14 protein-coding genes and 1 tRNA gene are annotated in these 17152 nt (G+C 68.3%); 11 read left to right on the plus strand and 4 right to left on the minus strand.

Features of this window, described 5'->3' with window-relative positions; all coding sequences use genetic code 11:
• Window positions 1-36 precede the first annotated feature (36 nt).
• Window positions 37-1191 (plus strand): DNA polymerase III subunit delta', encoded by a 1155-nt coding sequence (locus GVL03_RS10245; protein WP_159500898.1) that lies wholly within the window; start codon window positions 37-39, stop codon window positions 1189-1191.
• Entirely contained in the window at window positions 1188-2732 is a 1545-nt protein-coding gene (locus GVL03_RS10250) for an alpha/beta hydrolase (protein WP_159500899.1), read from the plus strand. Before GVL03_RS10245 ends, GVL03_RS10250 begins: the two co-directional genes overlap by 4 nt.
• A gap of 245 nt (window positions 2733-2977) precedes the next feature.
• Here GVL03_RS10250 and GVL03_RS10255 read toward each other — a convergent pair whose 3' ends face one another.
• The 3 genes from GVL03_RS10255 to GVL03_RS10265 form a co-directional block, all read right to left on the minus strand.
• Window positions 2978-3637 (minus strand): methionine ABC transporter permease, encoded by a 660-nt coding sequence (locus GVL03_RS10255; protein ID WP_200847135.1) that lies wholly within the window; start codon window positions 3635-3637, stop codon window positions 2978-2980.
• On the minus strand, window positions 3630-4712 hold the full coding sequence (locus tag GVL03_RS10260) for a methionine ABC transporter ATP-binding protein (RefSeq protein ID WP_159500901.1): 1083 nt from the start codon (window positions 4710-4712) through the stop codon (window positions 3630-3632). Before GVL03_RS10260 ends, GVL03_RS10255 begins: the two co-directional genes overlap by 8 nt.
• A gap of 70 nt (window positions 4713-4782) precedes the next feature.
• Entirely contained in the window at window positions 4783-5679 is an 897-nt protein-coding gene (locus tag GVL03_RS10265; RefSeq protein ID WP_159500902.1) for a MetQ/NlpA family ABC transporter substrate-binding protein, read from the minus strand.
• 242 nt (window positions 5680-5921) lie between these two features.
• Between GVL03_RS10265 and GVL03_RS10270 the strand changes: the two genes are divergently transcribed.
• The 4 genes from GVL03_RS10270 to GVL03_RS10285 all read left to right on the plus strand — a co-directional run bounded on the left by GVL03_RS10270 (window position 5922) and on the right by GVL03_RS10285 (window position 9457).
• A tRNA-Thr gene (locus tag GVL03_RS10270) sits at window positions 5922-5994 on the plus strand.
• A 57-nt stretch (window positions 5995-6051) separates the two neighbouring features.
• On the plus strand, window positions 6052-6444 hold the full coding sequence (locus GVL03_RS10275; protein ID WP_159500903.1) for a hypothetical protein: 393 nt from the start codon (window positions 6052-6054) through the stop codon (window positions 6442-6444).
• A 101-nt stretch (window positions 6445-6545) separates the two neighbouring features.
• Window positions 6546-8879 (plus strand): efflux RND transporter permease subunit, encoded by a 2334-nt coding sequence (locus GVL03_RS10280; protein WP_159500904.1) that lies wholly within the window; start codon window positions 6546-6548, stop codon window positions 8877-8879.
• Window positions 8876-9457, plus strand: coding sequence for an isochorismatase family protein (locus tag GVL03_RS10285; protein ID WP_159500905.1), 582 nt, complete (start codon window positions 8876-8878; stop codon window positions 9455-9457). Before GVL03_RS10280 ends, GVL03_RS10285 begins: the two co-directional genes overlap by 4 nt.
• Before the next feature lie 178 nt (window positions 9458-9635).
• On the opposite strand, the gene GVL03_RS10290 is transcribed toward GVL03_RS10285, so the two are convergent.
• Complete coding sequence (locus tag GVL03_RS10290; RefSeq protein WP_159500906.1) at window positions 9636-10853, minus strand: ROK family protein; 1218 nt, start codon at window positions 10851-10853, stop codon at window positions 9636-9638.
• A 292-nt stretch (window positions 10854-11145) separates the two neighbouring features.
• Between GVL03_RS10290 and GVL03_RS10295 the strand changes: the two genes are divergently transcribed.
• From GVL03_RS10295 to GVL03_RS10315, 5 genes are all read left to right on the plus strand, one after another.
• A complete protein-coding gene (locus GVL03_RS10295) occupies window positions 11146-12525 on the plus strand; it encodes an extracellular solute-binding protein (RefSeq protein ID WP_159500907.1) in 1380 nt (459 codons plus the stop codon).
• 169 nt (window positions 12526-12694) lie between these two features.
• Window positions 12695-14470, plus strand: a complete 1776-nt coding sequence (locus tag GVL03_RS10300) for an ABC transporter permease subunit (protein ID WP_159500908.1) — start codon at window positions 12695-12697, stop codon at window positions 14468-14470.
• A complete protein-coding gene (locus GVL03_RS10305) occupies window positions 14467-15282 on the plus strand; it encodes an aldose 1-epimerase (RefSeq protein WP_159500909.1) in 816 nt (271 codons plus the stop codon). Before GVL03_RS10300 ends, GVL03_RS10305 begins: the two co-directional genes overlap by 4 nt.
• 23 nt (window positions 15283-15305) lie before the next feature.
• Window positions 15306-16073, plus strand: a complete 768-nt coding sequence (locus tag GVL03_RS10310) for an SDR family NAD(P)-dependent oxidoreductase (protein WP_159500910.1) — start codon at window positions 15306-15308, stop codon at window positions 16071-16073.
• Between the two features lie 37 nt (window positions 16074-16110).
• Window positions 16111-17151 (plus strand): Gfo/Idh/MocA family protein, encoded by a 1041-nt coding sequence (locus GVL03_RS10315; protein ID WP_159500911.1) that lies wholly within the window; start codon window positions 16111-16113, stop codon window positions 17149-17151.
• Window position 17152: the final 1 nt, after the last annotated feature.

Consider the following 17152-nt stretch of genomic DNA (forward strand, 5'->3'; position numbering starts at 1 on the left):
CGGGGACGGTCGGGGGTCGCGGATAGGCTGGTCGACATGGACACCGCCACCACGACGATCCCCTGGGGAGACGTGTGGGGGCAGGACGACGCGGTGCGGATGCTGCGCGCCGCCGCTGACGATCCCGCCCAGCTCACGCACGCCTGGCTGCTGACGGGCCCCCCGGGATCGGGGCGCTCCACGCTCGCCTACGCGTTCGCCGCGGCCCTCATCGCCGAGCCCGGCGATGAGCCGGCCATGCGGCAGGTGCTGTCGGGGACGCACCCCGACCTCACGGCGCTGCGCACCGAGCAGGTCATCATCCGTATCGAAGAGGCCCGCAAGCTCGTCGAACGCGCCTACTTCTCCCCGTCCCTCGGCAGATACCGGGTGATCGTCGTCGAGGACGCCGATCGGATGGCGGAGCGCACCTCGAACGTGCTGCTGAAGGCGCTGGAGGAACCGCCCGAGCGCACGGTCTGGGTGCTCTGCGCGCCGAGCGACGCGGATCTCCTGCCGACGATCCGTTCGCGCGTGCGCACGGTGCGACTGCACGAGCCCGAGATCGACGACGTCGCCCGCCTCATCGTGCAGCGGACGGGGGTCGATGCGGCCGTCGCCGAGCAGTCCGCGCGGCACGCGCAACGACACATCGGCATGGCGCAGCGCCTCGCCACCGATGCCGACGCCCGTCTGCGCCGCGACGAGACCTTGCGCGCCGTCCTCGCCGTCCGTGGCGTGGGCGACGCGGTCGATGCCGCGGCCCGGATCGTGCAGGCGGCGACCGAGGACGCGAAGACCCTCACACTCGAGCGGGACGAGGCCGAACGCGCCGACCTGCTGCGCACGGTCGGCGTCGCTCAGGGCACCGCGGTTCCGCCCGCGGTGCGTGCCCAGCTGAACGCGCTGGCCGACGATCAGAAGCGTCGGGCGACGCGCAGTCTTCGCGACGGCATCGATCGGGTCCTGACCGACCTGCAGTCCCTGTTCCGCGACGTGGTGATGCTGCAGTACGACCGCGTCGACGGACTCATCAACACCGAGCTCGACTCCGATCTGCGGGCGCTGGCCGACGCCTGGACTGCGACGCGCACGCTGCTCGTCCTCGATGAGATCGCCCTCACCCGTCGCAACGTCGAACGCAATGCCGCGCCCGCCCTCGCCCTGGAGAGCCTGCTCGTCGCGGTCGCCACCGGAAGGACCTCTTCATGAGAAGCACCCGACGATCGATCCGCGGTCTCGTGATCGCGGCGGTGGCCGCCGCATCCGTCGCCCTCTCCGGGTGCTCGTTCATCACCGACGAGCCGACGCTGCCCTCCTCGAGTGCGACGCCGGATGTCTCGGGCGTCGATGAGGAGCTGGTTCCCTTCTACGGGCAGGAGCTCGCCTGGTCCTCGTGCGGCACGGACTTCGACTGCGCGACCGTGCGCGCCCCTCTCGACTGGGACGACCCCACGGCGGGCGACATCGAGCTCTCGGTGATCCGTCAGCGGGCGACCGACGGCGAGGCCGAGGGGTCGTTGCTCACGAACCCGGGTGGGCCCGGCGCGAGCGGCGTGGATCTCATCCGCAGCTCGATCGACTTCGCCGTCGGCACGTCGCTGCAGGAGAACTACGACGTGATCGGGTTCGACCCGCGCGGTGTCGGCGAGTCCACGGCGGTGCGCTGCTTCGATGCGGCCGACATGGACGCCTACCTGTTCGACATCCCCGCCGCGGAGCGCGGCAGCCAGGAGTGGAACGACGAGCTGACCGCGCGGAGCGTCGAGTTCGCGGAGGCCTGCGACGCGAACAGCGAGGGGATCCTGCCGTACATCACGACCGTGCAGGCGGCCCGCGACATGGATCTGCTTCGGGCCGTGCTCGGCGATGAGAAGCTCAACTACCTGGGCTACTCGTACGGCACGTTCCTCGGCGCGACGTACGCGGACCTCTACCCCGAGCGGGTGGGCCGGCTCGTGCTGGACGGGGCGATCGATCCGCAGACCTCCGAGCTCGAGGTGTCCACGACCCAGGGGATCGGATTCGAATCGGCGCTGCGGGCCTACATGACCGACTGCCTGCGATCGAGCGACTGTCCCTTCGCCGGCACGGTGGACGACGCGATGGCCGATCTCGGGACGCTGCTCGCCAGCGTCGACCGCAGTCCGCTGCCGAACACGGACGGGCGCCAGCTGGGCGCGGACTCCCTGCTGACCGGCATCATCGCCGCGCTCTACTCCGAGAGCAGCTGGTCGTATCTCACGACCGCCCTCGGCAACGCGCTGCAGGGGAACCCCGCGACGGCCTTCCAGCTCGCCGACTTCTACTACGCGCGCACCGGCGGCCAGTACGACGACAACTCGACGGAGGCGTTCTCCGCGTACAACTGCATGGACTACCCCGACGATTCGACGCCCGAGCAGGAGGCGGCTGCGGCCGTGCTGCTCGCCGAGAAGGCACCGACCGTGGCCCCGTACTGGATGTCGGATGTCGACGGCTGCGCCGCGTGGCCCACCGCGCCCACCGGCACCCGTGGGGCGCTGACCGCGACGGGGGCGGACCCCATCCTGGTGATCGGCACGACGGGTGATCCCGCGACCCCGTACGAATGGTCGGTCGCGCTCGCGGATCAGCTCGCCTCGGGTGTGCTGATCACCCGCGTGGGCGAGGGGCACACCGGCTACAACAAGGGCAATACGTGCGTCGACGAGGCCGTGGAGGCGTATTTCGTCGACGGCACCGTGCCGCAGGACGGACTGCGCTGCGAGTGATCCGAGCGACCCCGGTCGCTGCTCTTCGCCTCGTCGCTTGCGCTCCTCGCTCAGGGACCGCGAGCGCAGCGAGACGAAGCGTGAGGGCTTTCGCTTCAGCTGCTCCGCGCCCCTGGCGGGGCACTCCGCCCCCCGGAACCACCCACACCCTCGACCCCGTGTCTCACTTGTACAGCCGGAAACCCCGACCGACCTGCACAAGCGAGACACGGATCCGGGACGACCGCCGTCGGGAGACTTTCGGGTCAGCGGCGGAGTACGCGGCGGGCGAGGGCGTTGCCGAAGAACTGCACGCCCTGCACGATGACGATGATGATGAGCACGGCCGCCCACGTCACGACCGGGTTGAACTGACGGAAGCCGTACACGATGGCGAACTGGCCGAGGCCGCCCGCGGCGACCGCGCCGGCCATCGCGGTCATGTCGACCAGCGCGACGACGATGAAGGTGTAGCCGAGGATCAGCGGCCCGAGCGCCTCGCGCGGCACGAGTCGGAAGAGGATGCGGGACCGGCTCGCGCCCGCCGCTCGAGCGGCCTCGATGACACCGGGGCGCACGGTCAGCAGGTTCTGCTCGACGATGCGGCTGATGGCGAACAGTGAGGCGATCGACACCGCGAACACCGCGAACTCGAGTCCGATGCCGCGGATGCCGAACGATCGCGCGATGGGCTGCACGGCCACCAGCAGGATGATGAACGGGATCGGGCGGAAGGTGTTCACGATGACGTTGAGCACGCCGAACACCGCCCGATTGGGGAAGAGGCTGCCAGCCCGGGTCGCGTAGAGCGCGAGTCCGAGGACGAGGCCGCACAGCCCGCCGATGGCGAGAGCGAAGGTCGTGATGACGATCGTCTCGTACGTCGCCGTGAGCAGCTGGGGGAGGAGCTCGATGAGCCTATCCACGGTGGTCCTCCTTCTTCTCGACGAGTGTCTCTTCCTTCTTCTCGACGAGTGTCTCTTCGACGAGGGGCGCGTGGGCCGCGGCTTCGATGATGGCTTGGGAGACGGCATCCGGTTCGCCCGTCAGAGCGAGGGTGAGATGGCCGAACACGCGGCCGCGGATGTCGTTGATCCCGCCGTGGATGAGCTCGAAGCGCACGCCGTGACGCGACAGGGTTGCGAACACGTCGGCCTGCGTGACGTCGCCGTCGCGGATGGTGAACGTCACGATGCGCCCCGGATGCCGCGTCTGCAGGGCCGCGAGCTGATCGCCCTGTGGCACGTCCTCGATGATGCTCGAGACGAAGCGGCGCGTCGCCGCATGCCGGGGCGCCGACAGCACGTCGAACACGGTGCCCTGTTCGATGATGCGGCCGGCCTCCATGACGACGACGCGATCGGCGAGGGTGCGGATGACGTCCATCTCGTGCGTGATGACGACGATCGTGACGCCGAGCTCCTGGTTGACGCGACCGAGGAGCGCGAGCACCTCCTGCGTGGTGTCGGGGTCGAGCGCGCTCGTGGCCTCGTCGGCGAGGAGGATGCGGGGGCTCGTGGCCAGGGCGCGAGCGATGCCGACGCGCTGCTTCTGGCCGCCCGACAGCTGCTCGGGGTGGTTCTTGGCCTTGTCGGAGAGCCCGACGAAGCTCAGCAGCTCTTTCACGCGGGACGCGATCTCGGCCTTGGGTCGCCCCGCGATCTCGAGCGGATAGGCGACGTTCTTCTCGACGGTGCGGGACTCGAAGAGATTGAACTGCTGGAAGATCATGCCGATGTCGCCGCGGAGTGTGCGCAGGTCGCGTTCTCGCAGACTTGTGATGTCGCGGCCGTCGATCTCGACGGATCCCGACGAGGGGGTCTCGAGCGCGTTGAGGAGGCGCAGCACCGTGCTCTTGCCGGCGCCGGAGTATCCGACGATCCCGACGACCTCGCCCGCCGCGATGTCGAGATCGACGTCGTCCACTGCGACGACCGGCCGATCGTTCTTCGTCGCGGGCGGGAACGTCTTCGAGACGCCGGACAGACGGATGAGGGTCATGGCTTCGCTCCTCGGGGAAGACACACGTGTGCGGCCCACTCTAGGAGCGGGCCGCACACGTCGTTCATGCTTACTGGTTCGCGCGGATGTCCGCCTCGACGTCGGCCAGCGACGCGACGAGCTCGTCGACCGGGGTCTTGACGAGTTCCGCGGTGCCGCCCGAGGCATCCTGGAGGCCGTCGGTGACGGCCGTGGTGTTCTGGAAGATCTCGACGAGCTTGAGGTACGTCGGGTTGTCGGCGTCAGCGGCGCGCGCTGCGAAGATGTTGATGTACGGCTGCGCGCTCGGGTCGGTCGGGTCGTCCGTCGCGATCGCGTCGTCGAAGTCCAGGCCTGCATCCTCGACGAAGTCGTTGTTGATGATGGCGGCCGCGACGTCGGGGAGCGACGTCGCGGTCAGCGCGGCGTCGATCGCCTCGACGGTGACCTTCGAGCCCGGCTCGATGTCGGCGAGGGTCGAGAAGACGGAGCCGCCGTCCTTCAGCTCGACCAGGCCCTGGGCCTGGAGGATGAGCAGGCCCCGTGCCTGGTTGCTGTCGTCGTCGGGGACGATCACCGTGGAGCCCTCGGGGATGTCGTCGACCGACTCGTACTGCGTCGAGTAGAGGCCGAGCGGGTAGATCGCCGTCGAGCCGATCGGCTGCAGGTCGTCGTCCGACGCGACGTTGTACGTCGCCAGGTAGATGATGTGCTGGAACTGGTTGAGGTCGATCTCGCCCGCGGACAGCGCGGGGTTGGGCTGCGGGTACTCGGTGAAGTCGACCAGCTCGACCTCGATCCCCTCTTCGGCCGCGGCGTCGACGTAGGTCTCCCAGTAGGGATCGCCGGCGCCGACGACACCGATGCGCACGACCTCGTCGGATCCGCCGTCGGTGCTGCCTGCGTCGGATCCGCCGGATGCGCAGCCTCCGAGCAGAAGGGCGAGGGGCAGGGCCAGCGCGGCCGCGGACAGGAACTTCTTGGACATGTGGTGCTCCCAGGGTGGTGTCTGTGGCACCGGTCCGGCGGTCGTGACCGCCTCGCATGCTCTCGGAGAGCACACTCTGCCTCGTCGCGGTGCCGGTAGCGACGCTACGTGACGCGGTTCCGTGGCGGCGAATCACCCGTCACACGCGTTCACAGCGCCGCGGATGTCGCGGCCCCGACCGGTTCGCGGGTCCCTGCCGGAGCATGTAAGATCGTGGATCGTGCAACGCGAAAGCGGAGCGCGCCACCTTAGCTCAGACGGCAGAGCGATTCACTCGTAATGAATAGGTCAAGGGTTCGATTCCCTTAGGTGGCTCCGAGGTGAAGCGGGGTCCGGGCGGACCCCGCTTTCTTATACCGGGGCGGAGCGCAGATGGACGGCACTCTCGACATCCTGCTGGAGACGTTCACCTGGGTGGGCTTCGGTGCCGGTATGGTCCTCGCCGGGATCGCTCTCGTCGCCGCGCTTGCCGACGGCACGTGGCTGCCCGCATCCGCCGTCGTCGAGCCCGGGCCCGACGGTCGGGTCGCCCGATGGTTCACCCATGACGGGGGAGTGGGCGAGGCCCTGCTGTCGGCGAGTGACGAGCTGCACCTCGGGGCGGCCGACTCCGTACACCTCTTCTACCGGCCCGGCTCGAACCGCATCCGGTTCACACCTCGTTCGCCGCTCGTACGGGTGACAGGATGGCTCGCGGTGGGGTTGCTCGCCATCGGCGCGCTGTCGCTGATCGCGTCGCTCATCATCATGTTCGCCTCCGCCTGACTCTTCGCCATCGGGCACTGAGCGAGGAGCGAAGCTCCGAGACGAAGGGGCGCGGAGCTCGTGCCCTCGATCGCGACGATTTAGCTAGATAAGCTAGATACATGCCGAAGAAGCCCCGCGCCGGATCGCTGCCCTCCCGCTGGCTGCGCATCGGCATCCCGGTGCTGCTCGTGCTGATCTGGATCGTGGGCGGATCGGTCGGCGGGCCCTACTTCGGCAAGGTCGACGAGGTGGCGACGAACGACCGGTCCTCGTTCCTGCCGCAGAGCGCCGCAGCCACGCAGGTCGACGAGCGGCTCTCCGACTTCCTGGGCGACGACAGCATCCCCGCGGTCGTGGTCGTCGCCGGCGACGCGACACTCACCGACGAGCAGCTCGCCGAGCTGCAGGCCGTCGTCGACGACGTCGCGGCACTCGACGGCGTGCTCGAGCGCGTCTCGCCGCCGATCGTCTCCGACGACGGCGACGCCGCGCAGATCTTCGTGCCGATCGACAGCACGGGTGAGGTGCGGGAGATCGTCCAGGAGATCCGTGCCCTTCTCGGCGACGACCTGCCCGCGGGCCTCGAAGCATGGGTGACGGGACCGGCAGGGTTCACGTCGGATCTCGTCGAGGGCTTTCTCGGAATCGACGGGTTGCTCCTGATCGTGGCGCTGGCGGCGGTGTTCCTCATCCTGATCGTCGTCTACCGGTCGCCGTTGCTGCCGGTCCTCGTGCTCATGACCTCGATGTTCGCCCTGTGCGTGGCGCTGCTCACCGTCTGGTGGCTCGCGAAGGCCGGGATCTTCGTGCTGAACGGGCAGGTGCAGGGCATCCTGTTCATCCTCGTGATCGGCGCCGCGACGGACTATGCGCTGCTCTACGTCGCACGGTACCGTGAGGCGGTCGCCGACGGAGCGGACCGCGGGGATGCGACGATGCGGGCGTGGCGCGGGGCGTTCGAACCGATCCTCGCCTCCGGCGGCACGGTCATCGCGGGGCTGCTCTGCTTGCTGCTCTCCGACCTCGCGAGCAATCGCGCGCTCGGGCCGATCGCCTCGATCGGCATCGCCTTCGCCATGCTGTCGGCGCTCACCTTCCTGCCGGCGCTCCTGGCGCTCGTCGGCCGAGCCGCGTTCTGGCCGTTCATCCCGACGCAGCCTGCGACCGAGATCTCCGCCGACCTCTCCCGGCCGGTGCGGGGCGTCTGGCCGCGGGTGGCGCGGTTCGTCGCCCGCCGGGCGAGGCCGGTCTGGATCATCAGCACGATCGTGCTGCTGGTGGGCGCCGCGGGCGTCACCCAGCTGAAGGCGGACGGCGTGCCGGCGAGCGACCTCGTGCTCGGCTACTCGGAGGCCCGCGACGGCCAGGACGTGCTGGCCGAGCACTTCGCCGCCGGCTCCGGGAGCCCCGTCTACGTGCTCGTCGGCGAGGACGCCGCGGCCGATGCCGTCGGGGTGCTCGAGAGCACCGCGGGGATCGACAGCGTGTCGATCGCGTCCGAGGACTCGCCCACCGGCCAGGCATCGGTGGCGGTCGAGGACGGGGAGCTCGCCCTCACCGCGGTCGGGCCACCCGGAACCGCCGGGCCCGCGCCCACGGTGTCGTCGAACGAGGTGCTGCTGGTCGCGACCCTCGCCGAGGCCGCCGACTCGCTCGCGGCGGAGGACACCATCCGGGACCTGCGCACGGGTCTCGACGACGGGCTCGGTGACGGAGCGGCGCTCGTCGGCGGACAGACCGCGATCGACGTCGACACGAACGACACGTCGATCCGGGATCGCACGGTGATCATCCCGGTGATCCTGGCGGTCGTGCTGGCGATCCTGATGCTGCTGCTGCGCTCGGTGCTCGCGCCGGTGCTGCTGGTGGTGAGCACGGTGATCTCGTTCGGCACGGCGATGGGGGTGAGCGCGCTCGTGTTCGACCACCTACTCGGCTTCCCGGGTGCGGACCCCGCGGTGCCGCTCTACGGGTTCGTGTTCCTCGTCGCCCTCGGCATCGACTACAACATCTTCCTGATGTCGCGGGTGCGCGAGGAGTCGCTCCGGCGCGGCACCCGGCTCGGGATACGGCGGGGACTCGTCTCGACCGGCGGGGTGATCACGTCAGCGGGTCTCGTGCTGGCGGCGACCTTCGCCGCGCTGGGCGTCATCCCGATCCTCTTTCTCGCGCAGCTGGCGTTCATCGTCGCGTTCGGGGTCCTCCTCGACACGTTCGTCGTGCGGTCGCTGCTGGTGCCCGCGCTCGGCTACGACATCGGTCGTGCGATCTGGTGGCCGTCGAAGCTCTGGCGTGCGGGTCCCGAGACGCGTGCGGCGGACGGGACGCGTGCGGAGGACGCGGCGGATGCAGAGGGCGGGGCGGATGCGGCGCCGCATCCGGTCGATTCATCGGGTTCGCATCCGAGGGAGCAGATGACCCGGGCGGAGTACCGGCGTACGCTCGAGACATGAGCACGGCACTGTTCATCGTCGACGTCCAGAACGACTTCACCGAGCGCGGCGCCCTAGGGGTGGCCGGGGGCGACGAGGTCGCCGAACGCATCTCCCGCTACCTCGACGCGCACGCGGACGACTACGAGATCGTGGTCGCCTCGCGCGACTGGCACGACGGGGACAACGACAACGGCGGGCACTTCGCCGCCGAGCCCGACTTCGTCGACACGTGGCCGGTGCACTGCGTCGGCGGCACGTACGGCGCCGAGTACGACGAGGTGTTCGACACCTCGCGGGTGACGCACCATCTCAAGAAGGGGCAGGGCAAGCCCGCCTACTCGCTGTTCGAGGGCGTCGCCGACGACGGCCGCACGGCGACCGAGCTGCTGGCGGAGCACGGCATCCTCGACATCGACGTCGTCGGCCTCGCCACGGACTACTGCGTGCGGGCATCGGCCCTCGACGCGATCGCGGCCGGACGCCACGTGCGGATCTTCACCGACCTGATCGCGGGTGTGCACCCGGAATCCAGCGACGCGGCACTCGCCGAGATCGCCCACGCGGGCGCGGAGCTCCGGTCCTCGTCCGACATCTAGGGTCGGCTGGCGGCCGTCGTCCGGTCGTTCGGCCGGCGTCGTCGCCGTAGCTCCTCCCACGACGTGCCTCATCGCGCGGAACGGGCAGGATCGTGGCGGCCAGGAGGAGTCTGGTGGCTCCGGGCAAGGCTCGCGCGGACATCGTGCCGGGATGCGCCTTACCGGGGGCGTGCGGCGCTCACGCCAGCTGATCGAGCGATTCCGACAACACCAGGCCCGCTGCGCCCAGCAGCGCCATGTCGTCCTCGGGCTTTGCGAAGATGATCTCCGGCTCGCCGCCGGGGCGTGGAGCTATCCCCGAGTAGACGGCCTGCTCGATGAGGGCTCGGAACACCTCGCCGGCCTGCACGATGTCGCCGTGCAGGATGAAGAGGTCAGGAGCCAGCGTCTGCTGCAGGTTGACGAGCCCGACCGCGATGTTCCGCGCATATCGATTGAGAAGCTCGTCGGCGTCCTTCGATCCGGCCTCGGCCAGCGCGAGCAGACCTCCTGCGGTGAGGGAGCGCGCACCCGGCAGCTGTGCTGCGGCCGCAGCCTGCCTGAGCCAGGTGTGGGTGGCGATGGTCTCCCAGCATCCACGCCGTCCGCATCGGCAGACCGCCCCACCGAGGTCGACCACGGTGTGGCCGACCTCGCCGCCTGCACCGGATGCGCCGCGGTGTACGGTGCCGTCGATGACGAACTCAGCGCCGATGGCCTCACCGCAGTACACGGATGCGAAGCTCGAGACGCCACGCCCGAGTCCGAACCATCGGTCTCCCAGCGCCTGGACGCGCGGATGCAGATCCAGCTGGACGGGAAGCCCGAGCCGCCGGGAGAGAAGGGGGCCGAGCGCGAGGCCGGACAGCCTCGGAGCGAGGTTGACCGCCACGATGTGCCCCCGGTCGGTGTCCACCATGCCGCCCACGGCGACACCGACGCCGAGCGGCTTCTCGTTCCCGGGCAGCACGTCCTCGACACAGGCTGCGATGGTGTCGATGATCGACCTCTGGCTGGAGCGTGTTCCCGAGAAACGCGCAGAGCTGTGGGAACGTATCGTGCCGGTGAGGCTGACAAGAGCGGCTCTGACGCTCCCGGGGCCGACATGCACGGCCACGATGGGTCGACCGAGGGGGGAGAGCCAGATGGGGCGAGCCGGCTTGCCGCCGAACACGCTGCTCTGGCGGGGCTCTCGTTCCACGAGGATGCCCGCGTCGATCATCGGCTGGACGATGGATCCGATCGTGGTCTTCGTGACCTCCGCGAGGCGGGCGAGCTCGGCTCGGGATGCGGGACCGACGTCGTAGAGGAGCTGCAACAGGCGGACGCGGTTGAGGCGGCCGGTGGCCGTCTGCGAGATCAGCCGCGGCGACGAGCTCGCTCGGCCCGGCGCTCGGTAGGCGGCAGCGGTATCCATCGGCTCCGTGCTGCCGGCGAGTGCTGGCGAGCTGGCGATCGATGAGGCGTCGACAGTCATGAAGTCCGCCGAGCCTCGGTGCGCTCGTGTCGCGGTTTCGGCATCCGGCACCTTTCGTTAACGTCTTGTTTCGCTCCTTGACACGGTATCGGATTGTAAGGAAAGTGTACATACCCGGCCGGTAAGTCAAGTAAGTGCCCTTACCGGGAGGATGCGGCTCACCGTTCGGATGCCGCTATTCCGTTCACAGGCATGGAGTTCCCACATGATGCGACGTACCAGGAAAGCAGGTGTGGCCACGGCTTTCGTCGTGGTGAGCACCCTCGGGCTCGCCGGTTGTTCCGGCGGCTCCGCCTCCACCACCGCGCTCGACGAGGCGTCATGTGACGCGCTGCTGTCCGAGGATGCGATCCCGGCTGCGGCTGCGGCCTCGGCGACGGGTTCCGTCGCGCAGCCGGCGGCCGACAAGACGGCCGTCAGCGCAGAGAGGGCATCGACGGTCTCTGCTGCCGCCGTCGCCGATGACGAGAAGAAGAGCATCACGTTCGTCGGCGGCGCCTACACGTCGACCACCGAGGACTATTGGAAGGATCTCGCTGCGAGGTTCGCCGACGCCAACCCCGGATACACCGTGGACGTGCAGATCATCGACTGGAACAACATCGATCAGCGGGTCGCGACGATGATCCAGACGCAGCAGTACCCCGACATCCTGAACCAGAACAAGTACTCCGGCTGGGCTTCCAATGGACTGCTCCAAGACGCCTCTGAGCTTCTCTCCGAAGAGGTGAACGACGACTTCATTCCCGCTTTCAAGGATGCGGGAGTCTACGAGGGGACGCAGTACGGGATTCCGTTCATCACCAGCACCCGCGCGCTCTTCTACAACAAGACGGCCTTCGCGGAGGCGGGGATCGACGGCCCGCCCGAGACATGGCGTGAACTCGTCGACGATGCCAAGAAGCTCGAGGAGGCAGGCTACACGGGCTACGGGCTTCCACTGGGCGCGGAAGAGAGCCAGGCCGAGTGGTCGATCTGGATGTGGGGCAACGGCGGCGACTGGCAGTCGGCGCCGGGTGAGTTCACCGTGAACAGCGAGAAGAACGTCGAGACGCTCACGGTGCTCAACTGCTTGACGAACGTCTACGAGATCACCCAGCCGAACCCCGGGCAGACCAACCGAACGGACGGAGTTTTCCGCCCGTTCGCAGACGGCACGGTGGGAATGATGGCCGGTGCGAGCTTCGCGCCGAGCCTGTTCGAGGGCTGGGACTCGTCGGTGGACTACGGCGTCGCCCCCCTGCCCGTCAATGGCGACATCGAGCCCATCACACTCGGAGTGCAGGACTACCTGATGTCGTTCGAGAACCCGGGCAACAAGACGGCGGTCAGCAAGTTCCTCGACTTCTTCTACCAGGAGGAGAACTATGTCGAGTTCCTGACGAGCCAGGGCTTCCTCCCCGCCACGCAGAGTGCATCCGATGCGCTGGAGTCTGACCCCGCGTTCGGGCCGTTCCTCGACCTCCTTCCCACCGCCCGGTTCTACCCCTCGACCGATCCCACCTTCCCTGCGGTGCAGGGGGCCGTTCAGAACCAGATCGGCACCGGGGTGACAGAAGGCGCCGACATCCAGGGGATCCTCGACGCGATCAATGCGGCCGCGGACCAGTGATCACACGTTCTGGTCCGGCCCGCGGGCCGGACCAGAACGCCCACCGGATCCTGTGACGAAAGAGAGACCGCCTATGGCGACGACATTGCCGGCCGCTGCCTCCGCGAGCCGTTCGAGACGCGGAAAGCCCGGGCGCTTCGCCGAATTCCTCCGCTCCACCCCGTGGGTGATGCCCGCGGTGATCCTGATCGTCCTCGTGATCCTGGTCCCCATCGTGATCATGGTGCAGACGTCGTTCACGACGATCGACTCCTCGGGAGTGGCGCAGGGGTTCGCAGGCTTCGCGAACTACCGGAGGCTCTTCGCCGAGCCCGCCCTCGGACAGGTGATCCTGAACACCTTCGTCTGGGTGATCGTCGTGGTCGGCGGCTCGATCGGCATCTCGCTCGCGCTCGCCCAGTTCCTCAACAAGCGCTTCCGCGGGCGTCTCCTCGTACGGTGGGCGCTCATCGTGCCATGGGCGGCCGCTCTGGTGATGAGCGCGACCGTCTGGCGGTACATCCTGCAGGGAAGCAACGGAATCCTCAACCGTCTGCTGATGGATCTCGGTCTGCTCTCCGAACCGATCGGCTGGTACCAGGATCCTCGATTCTCGTTCGTCTCCGTCATCGCGGTCGGAATCATCGTGACGATCCCGTTCACGACCTACGTCATCCTCGCGGGCCTGCAGACGCTGCCGGAGGACGTGTACGAGGCCGCCAAGATCGACGGCGCGGGCGCGAGCCGCATCTACTGGTCGATCACTTTCCCGCTGCTGCGGCCCTCGCTCGTGATCGCCACGATCCTCGTGGTCGTGTCGGTGTTCAACTCCTTCCCGGTCATCTGGGTGATCACCGGCGGGAACACGGGCAACGCCGCGGACACGACGATCACCTGGGCGTACAAGATCGCCTTCCGCCAGCAACTCGACGCGGGCGAGGCCGCGGCTCTCTCGGTGCTCAACGTGATCTTCCTCTGCGTCGTGATCTTCTTCTACTTCCGTGCCGTCAACAGCGAGCGGCGACGCGATCGTGACAGCCGTCTCCAGGTCCTGCTCGGACGATTCGTCGCACCCATCGCGGGTACGCTGCAGCCACGTGCTCGTCGCCGAGTGTCGAGCGGACGTCTCGGACGAGGATGGCGCGCGGTCCGGCCGGTGGCGATGCCGTTCTTCGGGCTCCTCATCGCCCTCTTCTTCCTCGCGCCCTACATCGTCATGTTCCTGTCGTCGTTCAAGACGGGCGCCGAGCTGTTCTCGTCTCCGGCGGACTACCTCCCGACGACCTGGGTCTGGCAGAACTGGATCGAGGTGTGGACGAGGATCGACCTTCTGACCTATATCAAGAACAGCCTTATCATCGCCGTCATCTCCACGGCCCTCGTCCTGCTGGTATCGGTGCCGGCCGCCTACTACACCGCACGCCATCGCTTCACCGGCCGCGGCCCCTTCATGCGGCTCGTGCTCGTCACCCAGGTCATCGCACCGGTGGCCGTGGTCGTCGGTCTCTTCCAGGAGTTCCTCTGGGTGGACGGGGTCAACGAGTACTGGTCGATCATCCTCACGAATGCGGCGTTCAACCTCGCATTCTCCACGTGGATTCTCAGCGGCCAGTTCGAGTCCATCCCGTTCGACATCGAGGAGGCGGCGAAGCTCGACGGACTCGGCGACTTCCGGATCATGCTCCGTATCGCGCTTCCACTCGTGCGTCCCGGGCTTGTGACCGCAGTCGTGTTCTCCTTCATCCAGGTATGGAACGAGTTCCCCGTCGCGCTCACTCTCTTCAACAACCCGAGCGAAGGACTTCAAACCCTGCCCGTGGGCATCCAGCAGTTCGTGGGACTGCAGTCCACCGAGTACCAGTTCCTGTTCGTCGCCTCCCTCATCGCCATCGTCCCGGTCGTGATCCTGTTCGCCTCGATCGAGAAGTACCTCATCGGCGGTCTGACGGCAGGAGCAGTCAAGTGACGGAGCTCCACGAGCGACCCGACGGGCTGCTCGAGGCGTCGTCGTCGCGTGCCCGCGTCCTCGTCGGTCCCCTGGACGGAGGCCGCCTCGTCTCCCTGCGGATCGATGGCGCGGAGGTGCTCGGAGGCACTGTTCCGGCACCCGGCGCGCCACCGGAGATCTTCTCGGGCAGCTTCGTGATGGCGCCGTTCGTGGGGCGGACCGCGAACGGCCGATTCGAGTTCGAGGGTCGCGAATGGGCGCTGCCGGTGAACTTCGGCGACCATGCTATCCATGGCTTCGTGTTCGATCGTCCCTGGACCCGCCGCGGGGACGGTCTGGAAATCGCCTTCGACGAGCGCTGGCCGTTCGGGGGCTCGGTTCGCCAGGAGTTCGATCTCGGCGAGACGTCGCTGACCGTCCGCGCGATCGTCTCGAACGGTGACCGCCGGATGCCGGTGATCGTCGGGTTCCACCCCTGGTTCGCCGAACGCCTCTCCGACGGACGGCGAGCCCGTCTCGACTTCCGTCCCGGCACGCACTACGTGACCGACTCGTCGGGGATCCCGACCGGCACAGCGGCCGGAAGCGGCAGACGGCCGTGGGACGACTCCTTCACGGACGTCGAGAGCGACCCGGTCATCAGATGGGACGGCGGGCCCGAGCTGACGCTCGGACGGACCGGATCGCACTGGATCGTCTGCGAGACGATGCCCGGCGCGGTCTGCGTCGAGCCGCTCTCAGGCCCGGTGAACGGTCTCGCCACCGGCGCCTACACCGTCGTGGGGCCTGGAAGCCCCCTCATCCACTCCCTCACGATCACCTGGCGATGAGCCACGACCCGAGAAAAGGAACCATGACCGCTCTAGACACCTTCTCCCTCGCCGGCAAAGTGGCGCTCGTTACCGGCGGCAGCCGTGGCCTCGGACGAGCGATGGCGCAGGCGCTCGGCGAGGCCGGCGCATCCGTGGCCGTCACTGCACGCACGCTGGAGTCCGCCCGGTCCGCCGCGGCCGAGCTCGTGGAGCTCGGCATCCGCTCCTACGGCGTCCAGCTCGAGGTCTCCGACGTCGACGACGTCGAGCGCGCCGTCGCCGACGTCACAGACAGTTTCGGCGAGATCGACGTGCTGCTCAACAACGCCGGGATCGGTATCGCCGGCACCGCGTTCGAGGCGCCGGACGAGGCGTGGCACGAGGTCATGTCCGTCAACGTCGACGGCGTCTGGTTCTGCAGCCGTGCCGTGGCACGCCGCATGGCCGAGCGCGGCGGCGGGACGATCGTCAACATCGGATCCATGTCGGCGCAGATCGTGAATCAGCCGCGCTGGCAGGTCTCCTACCTCACCTCGAAGGCGGCAGTGCACCACCTCACCGAGGGACTCGCCGCGGAATGGGCGCCGTACGGGATCCGTGTGAATGCGGTGGCACCGGGATACTTCCTGACCGAGATGTCCCCGGTGGACCAGCCCTACTTCAAACCGTACGTCGTCGATCCTTCTCCGATGAAGCGCTATGGGCTGCCTCACGAGCTGGGTCCGGTCGCAGTGTTCCTCGCCAGCGACGCGTCGAGCTTCATGACCGGCTCGATCGTCAAGGTCGACGGCGGCTTCACTCTCTTCTGATGTCCCCCCTCACGCAAGAAGCAAAGGACGCACCATCATGTTGACCATCGGAATCGTCGGAGCGGGTCTTCGCGGTCGCCTGTTCGCGGAAGCGCTCCGTGACCAGCCCGGCGTCACCGTCGTCGGATTCGCGGAGCCGTCCGACCGCGTCGCCGAGCAAGCGCGGGCAGCGACGGGTCTGCCCGTCCTCCCCTCGCACACCGAGCTGTTCTCAGATCTCGACCCGGATGCCGTCATCATCGCGACGCCGGACTTCGCTCACAGGGACGCGGCGATCGATGCGGCAAGAGGAGGGAGGCACATCCTCGTCGAGAAGCCGCTGGCGACAACCCTCGAAGATGCGCACGCCATTGCCGAGGAGGTCAGGGCGGGCGGGGGACGGTGCCTCGTCGGATTCGAGAACCGGTGGAACCCCCATGTCGTCAAGGCCCACGGCAGCATCGCCCGCGGCGAGCTGGGTGCGCCGATCACGTCCAGCGCGGTGCTCAGCAATTCCTACTTCGTGCCGACGCAGATGCTGTCATGGGCGGGTCGCTCCTCCCCTGCCTGGTTCCTCATGCCCCACACGCTCGACATGCTGACATGGTTCATCGACAGCCCGGTGGCCTCCGTCAGTGCTGTCGTCACCGACGGCATCCTCGCTGCACGCGGGGTCGCGACCAGCGACGTCGTGCATGCCCTCGTGACGTTCGAGAGCGGGGCCACGGCGAACCTCACCTCCGCGTGGGTGCTTCCGGACGGCGGGCAGGGCATCGTAGACTTCCGCTTCGAGCTGATCGGCACGGCGGGATCGGTTTCCGCCGACCTCGCTCATCAGGGACTCACGTTCGTGACCGACCGGTCTCGGTCGGAATGGCCGCTCTCGGGCGCCATCGGGCGGGCGCCGGTCGGCCCGGCGGTGTGGATGGTCCAGCAGTTCGCAGCCGCGCTCCAGGATGGTGGCGATCTCGGCCCCGATGTCGAGCACGGTCTTGCGATCACCCGGGCCATCAGGGCCGTCGAGGTCTCGGCACAACTCGGCCGTTCGGTCCGCGTGGACGAGCTGCCGGCCCCGGGGAATGCGCAGGGTACGCCGTGAG

The organism is Microbacterium sp. 18062 (assembly GCF_902706225.1).
GTDB lineage: Bacteria > Actinomycetota > Actinomycetes > Actinomycetales > Microbacteriaceae > Microbacterium.

Excerpts from the sequence above, each read along its gene's own strand:
- GVL03_RS10245 (WP_159500898.1), top strand. The coding sequence starts at position 37 with ATGGACACCGCCACCACGACGATCCCCTGGGGAGACGTGTGGGGGCAG.
- GVL03_RS10250 (WP_159500899.1), top strand. The coding sequence starts at position 1,188 with ATGAGAAGCACCCGACGATCGATCCGCGGTCTCGTGATCGCGGCGGTG.
- GVL03_RS10260 (WP_159500901.1), bottom strand. The coding sequence starts at position 4,712 with ATGACCCTCATCCGTCTGTCCGGCGTCTCGAAGACGTTCCCGCCCGCG.
- GVL03_RS10265 (WP_159500902.1), bottom strand. The coding sequence starts at position 5,679 with ATGTCCAAGAAGTTCCTGTCCGCGGCCGCGCTGGCCCTGCCCCTCGCC.
- GVL03_RS10275 (WP_159500903.1), top strand. The coding sequence starts at position 6,052 with ATGGACGGCACTCTCGACATCCTGCTGGAGACGTTCACCTGGGTGGGC.
- GVL03_RS10280 (WP_159500904.1), top strand. The coding sequence starts at position 6,546 with ATGCCGAAGAAGCCCCGCGCCGGATCGCTGCCCTCCCGCTGGCTGCGC.
- GVL03_RS10285 (WP_159500905.1), top strand. The coding sequence starts at position 8,876 with ATGAGCACGGCACTGTTCATCGTCGACGTCCAGAACGACTTCACCGAG.
- GVL03_RS10290 (WP_159500906.1), bottom strand. The coding sequence starts at position 10,853 with ATGGATACCGCTGCCGCCTACCGAGCGCCGGGCCGAGCGAGCTCGTCG.
- GVL03_RS10300 (WP_159500908.1), top strand. The coding sequence starts at position 12,695 with ATGCCCGCGGTGATCCTGATCGTCCTCGTGATCCTGGTCCCCATCGTG.
- GVL03_RS10310 (WP_159500910.1), top strand. The coding sequence starts at position 15,306 with ATGACCGCTCTAGACACCTTCTCCCTCGCCGGCAAAGTGGCGCTCGTT.
- GVL03_RS10315 (WP_159500911.1), top strand. The coding sequence starts at position 16,111 with ATGTTGACCATCGGAATCGTCGGAGCGGGTCTTCGCGGTCGCCTGTTC.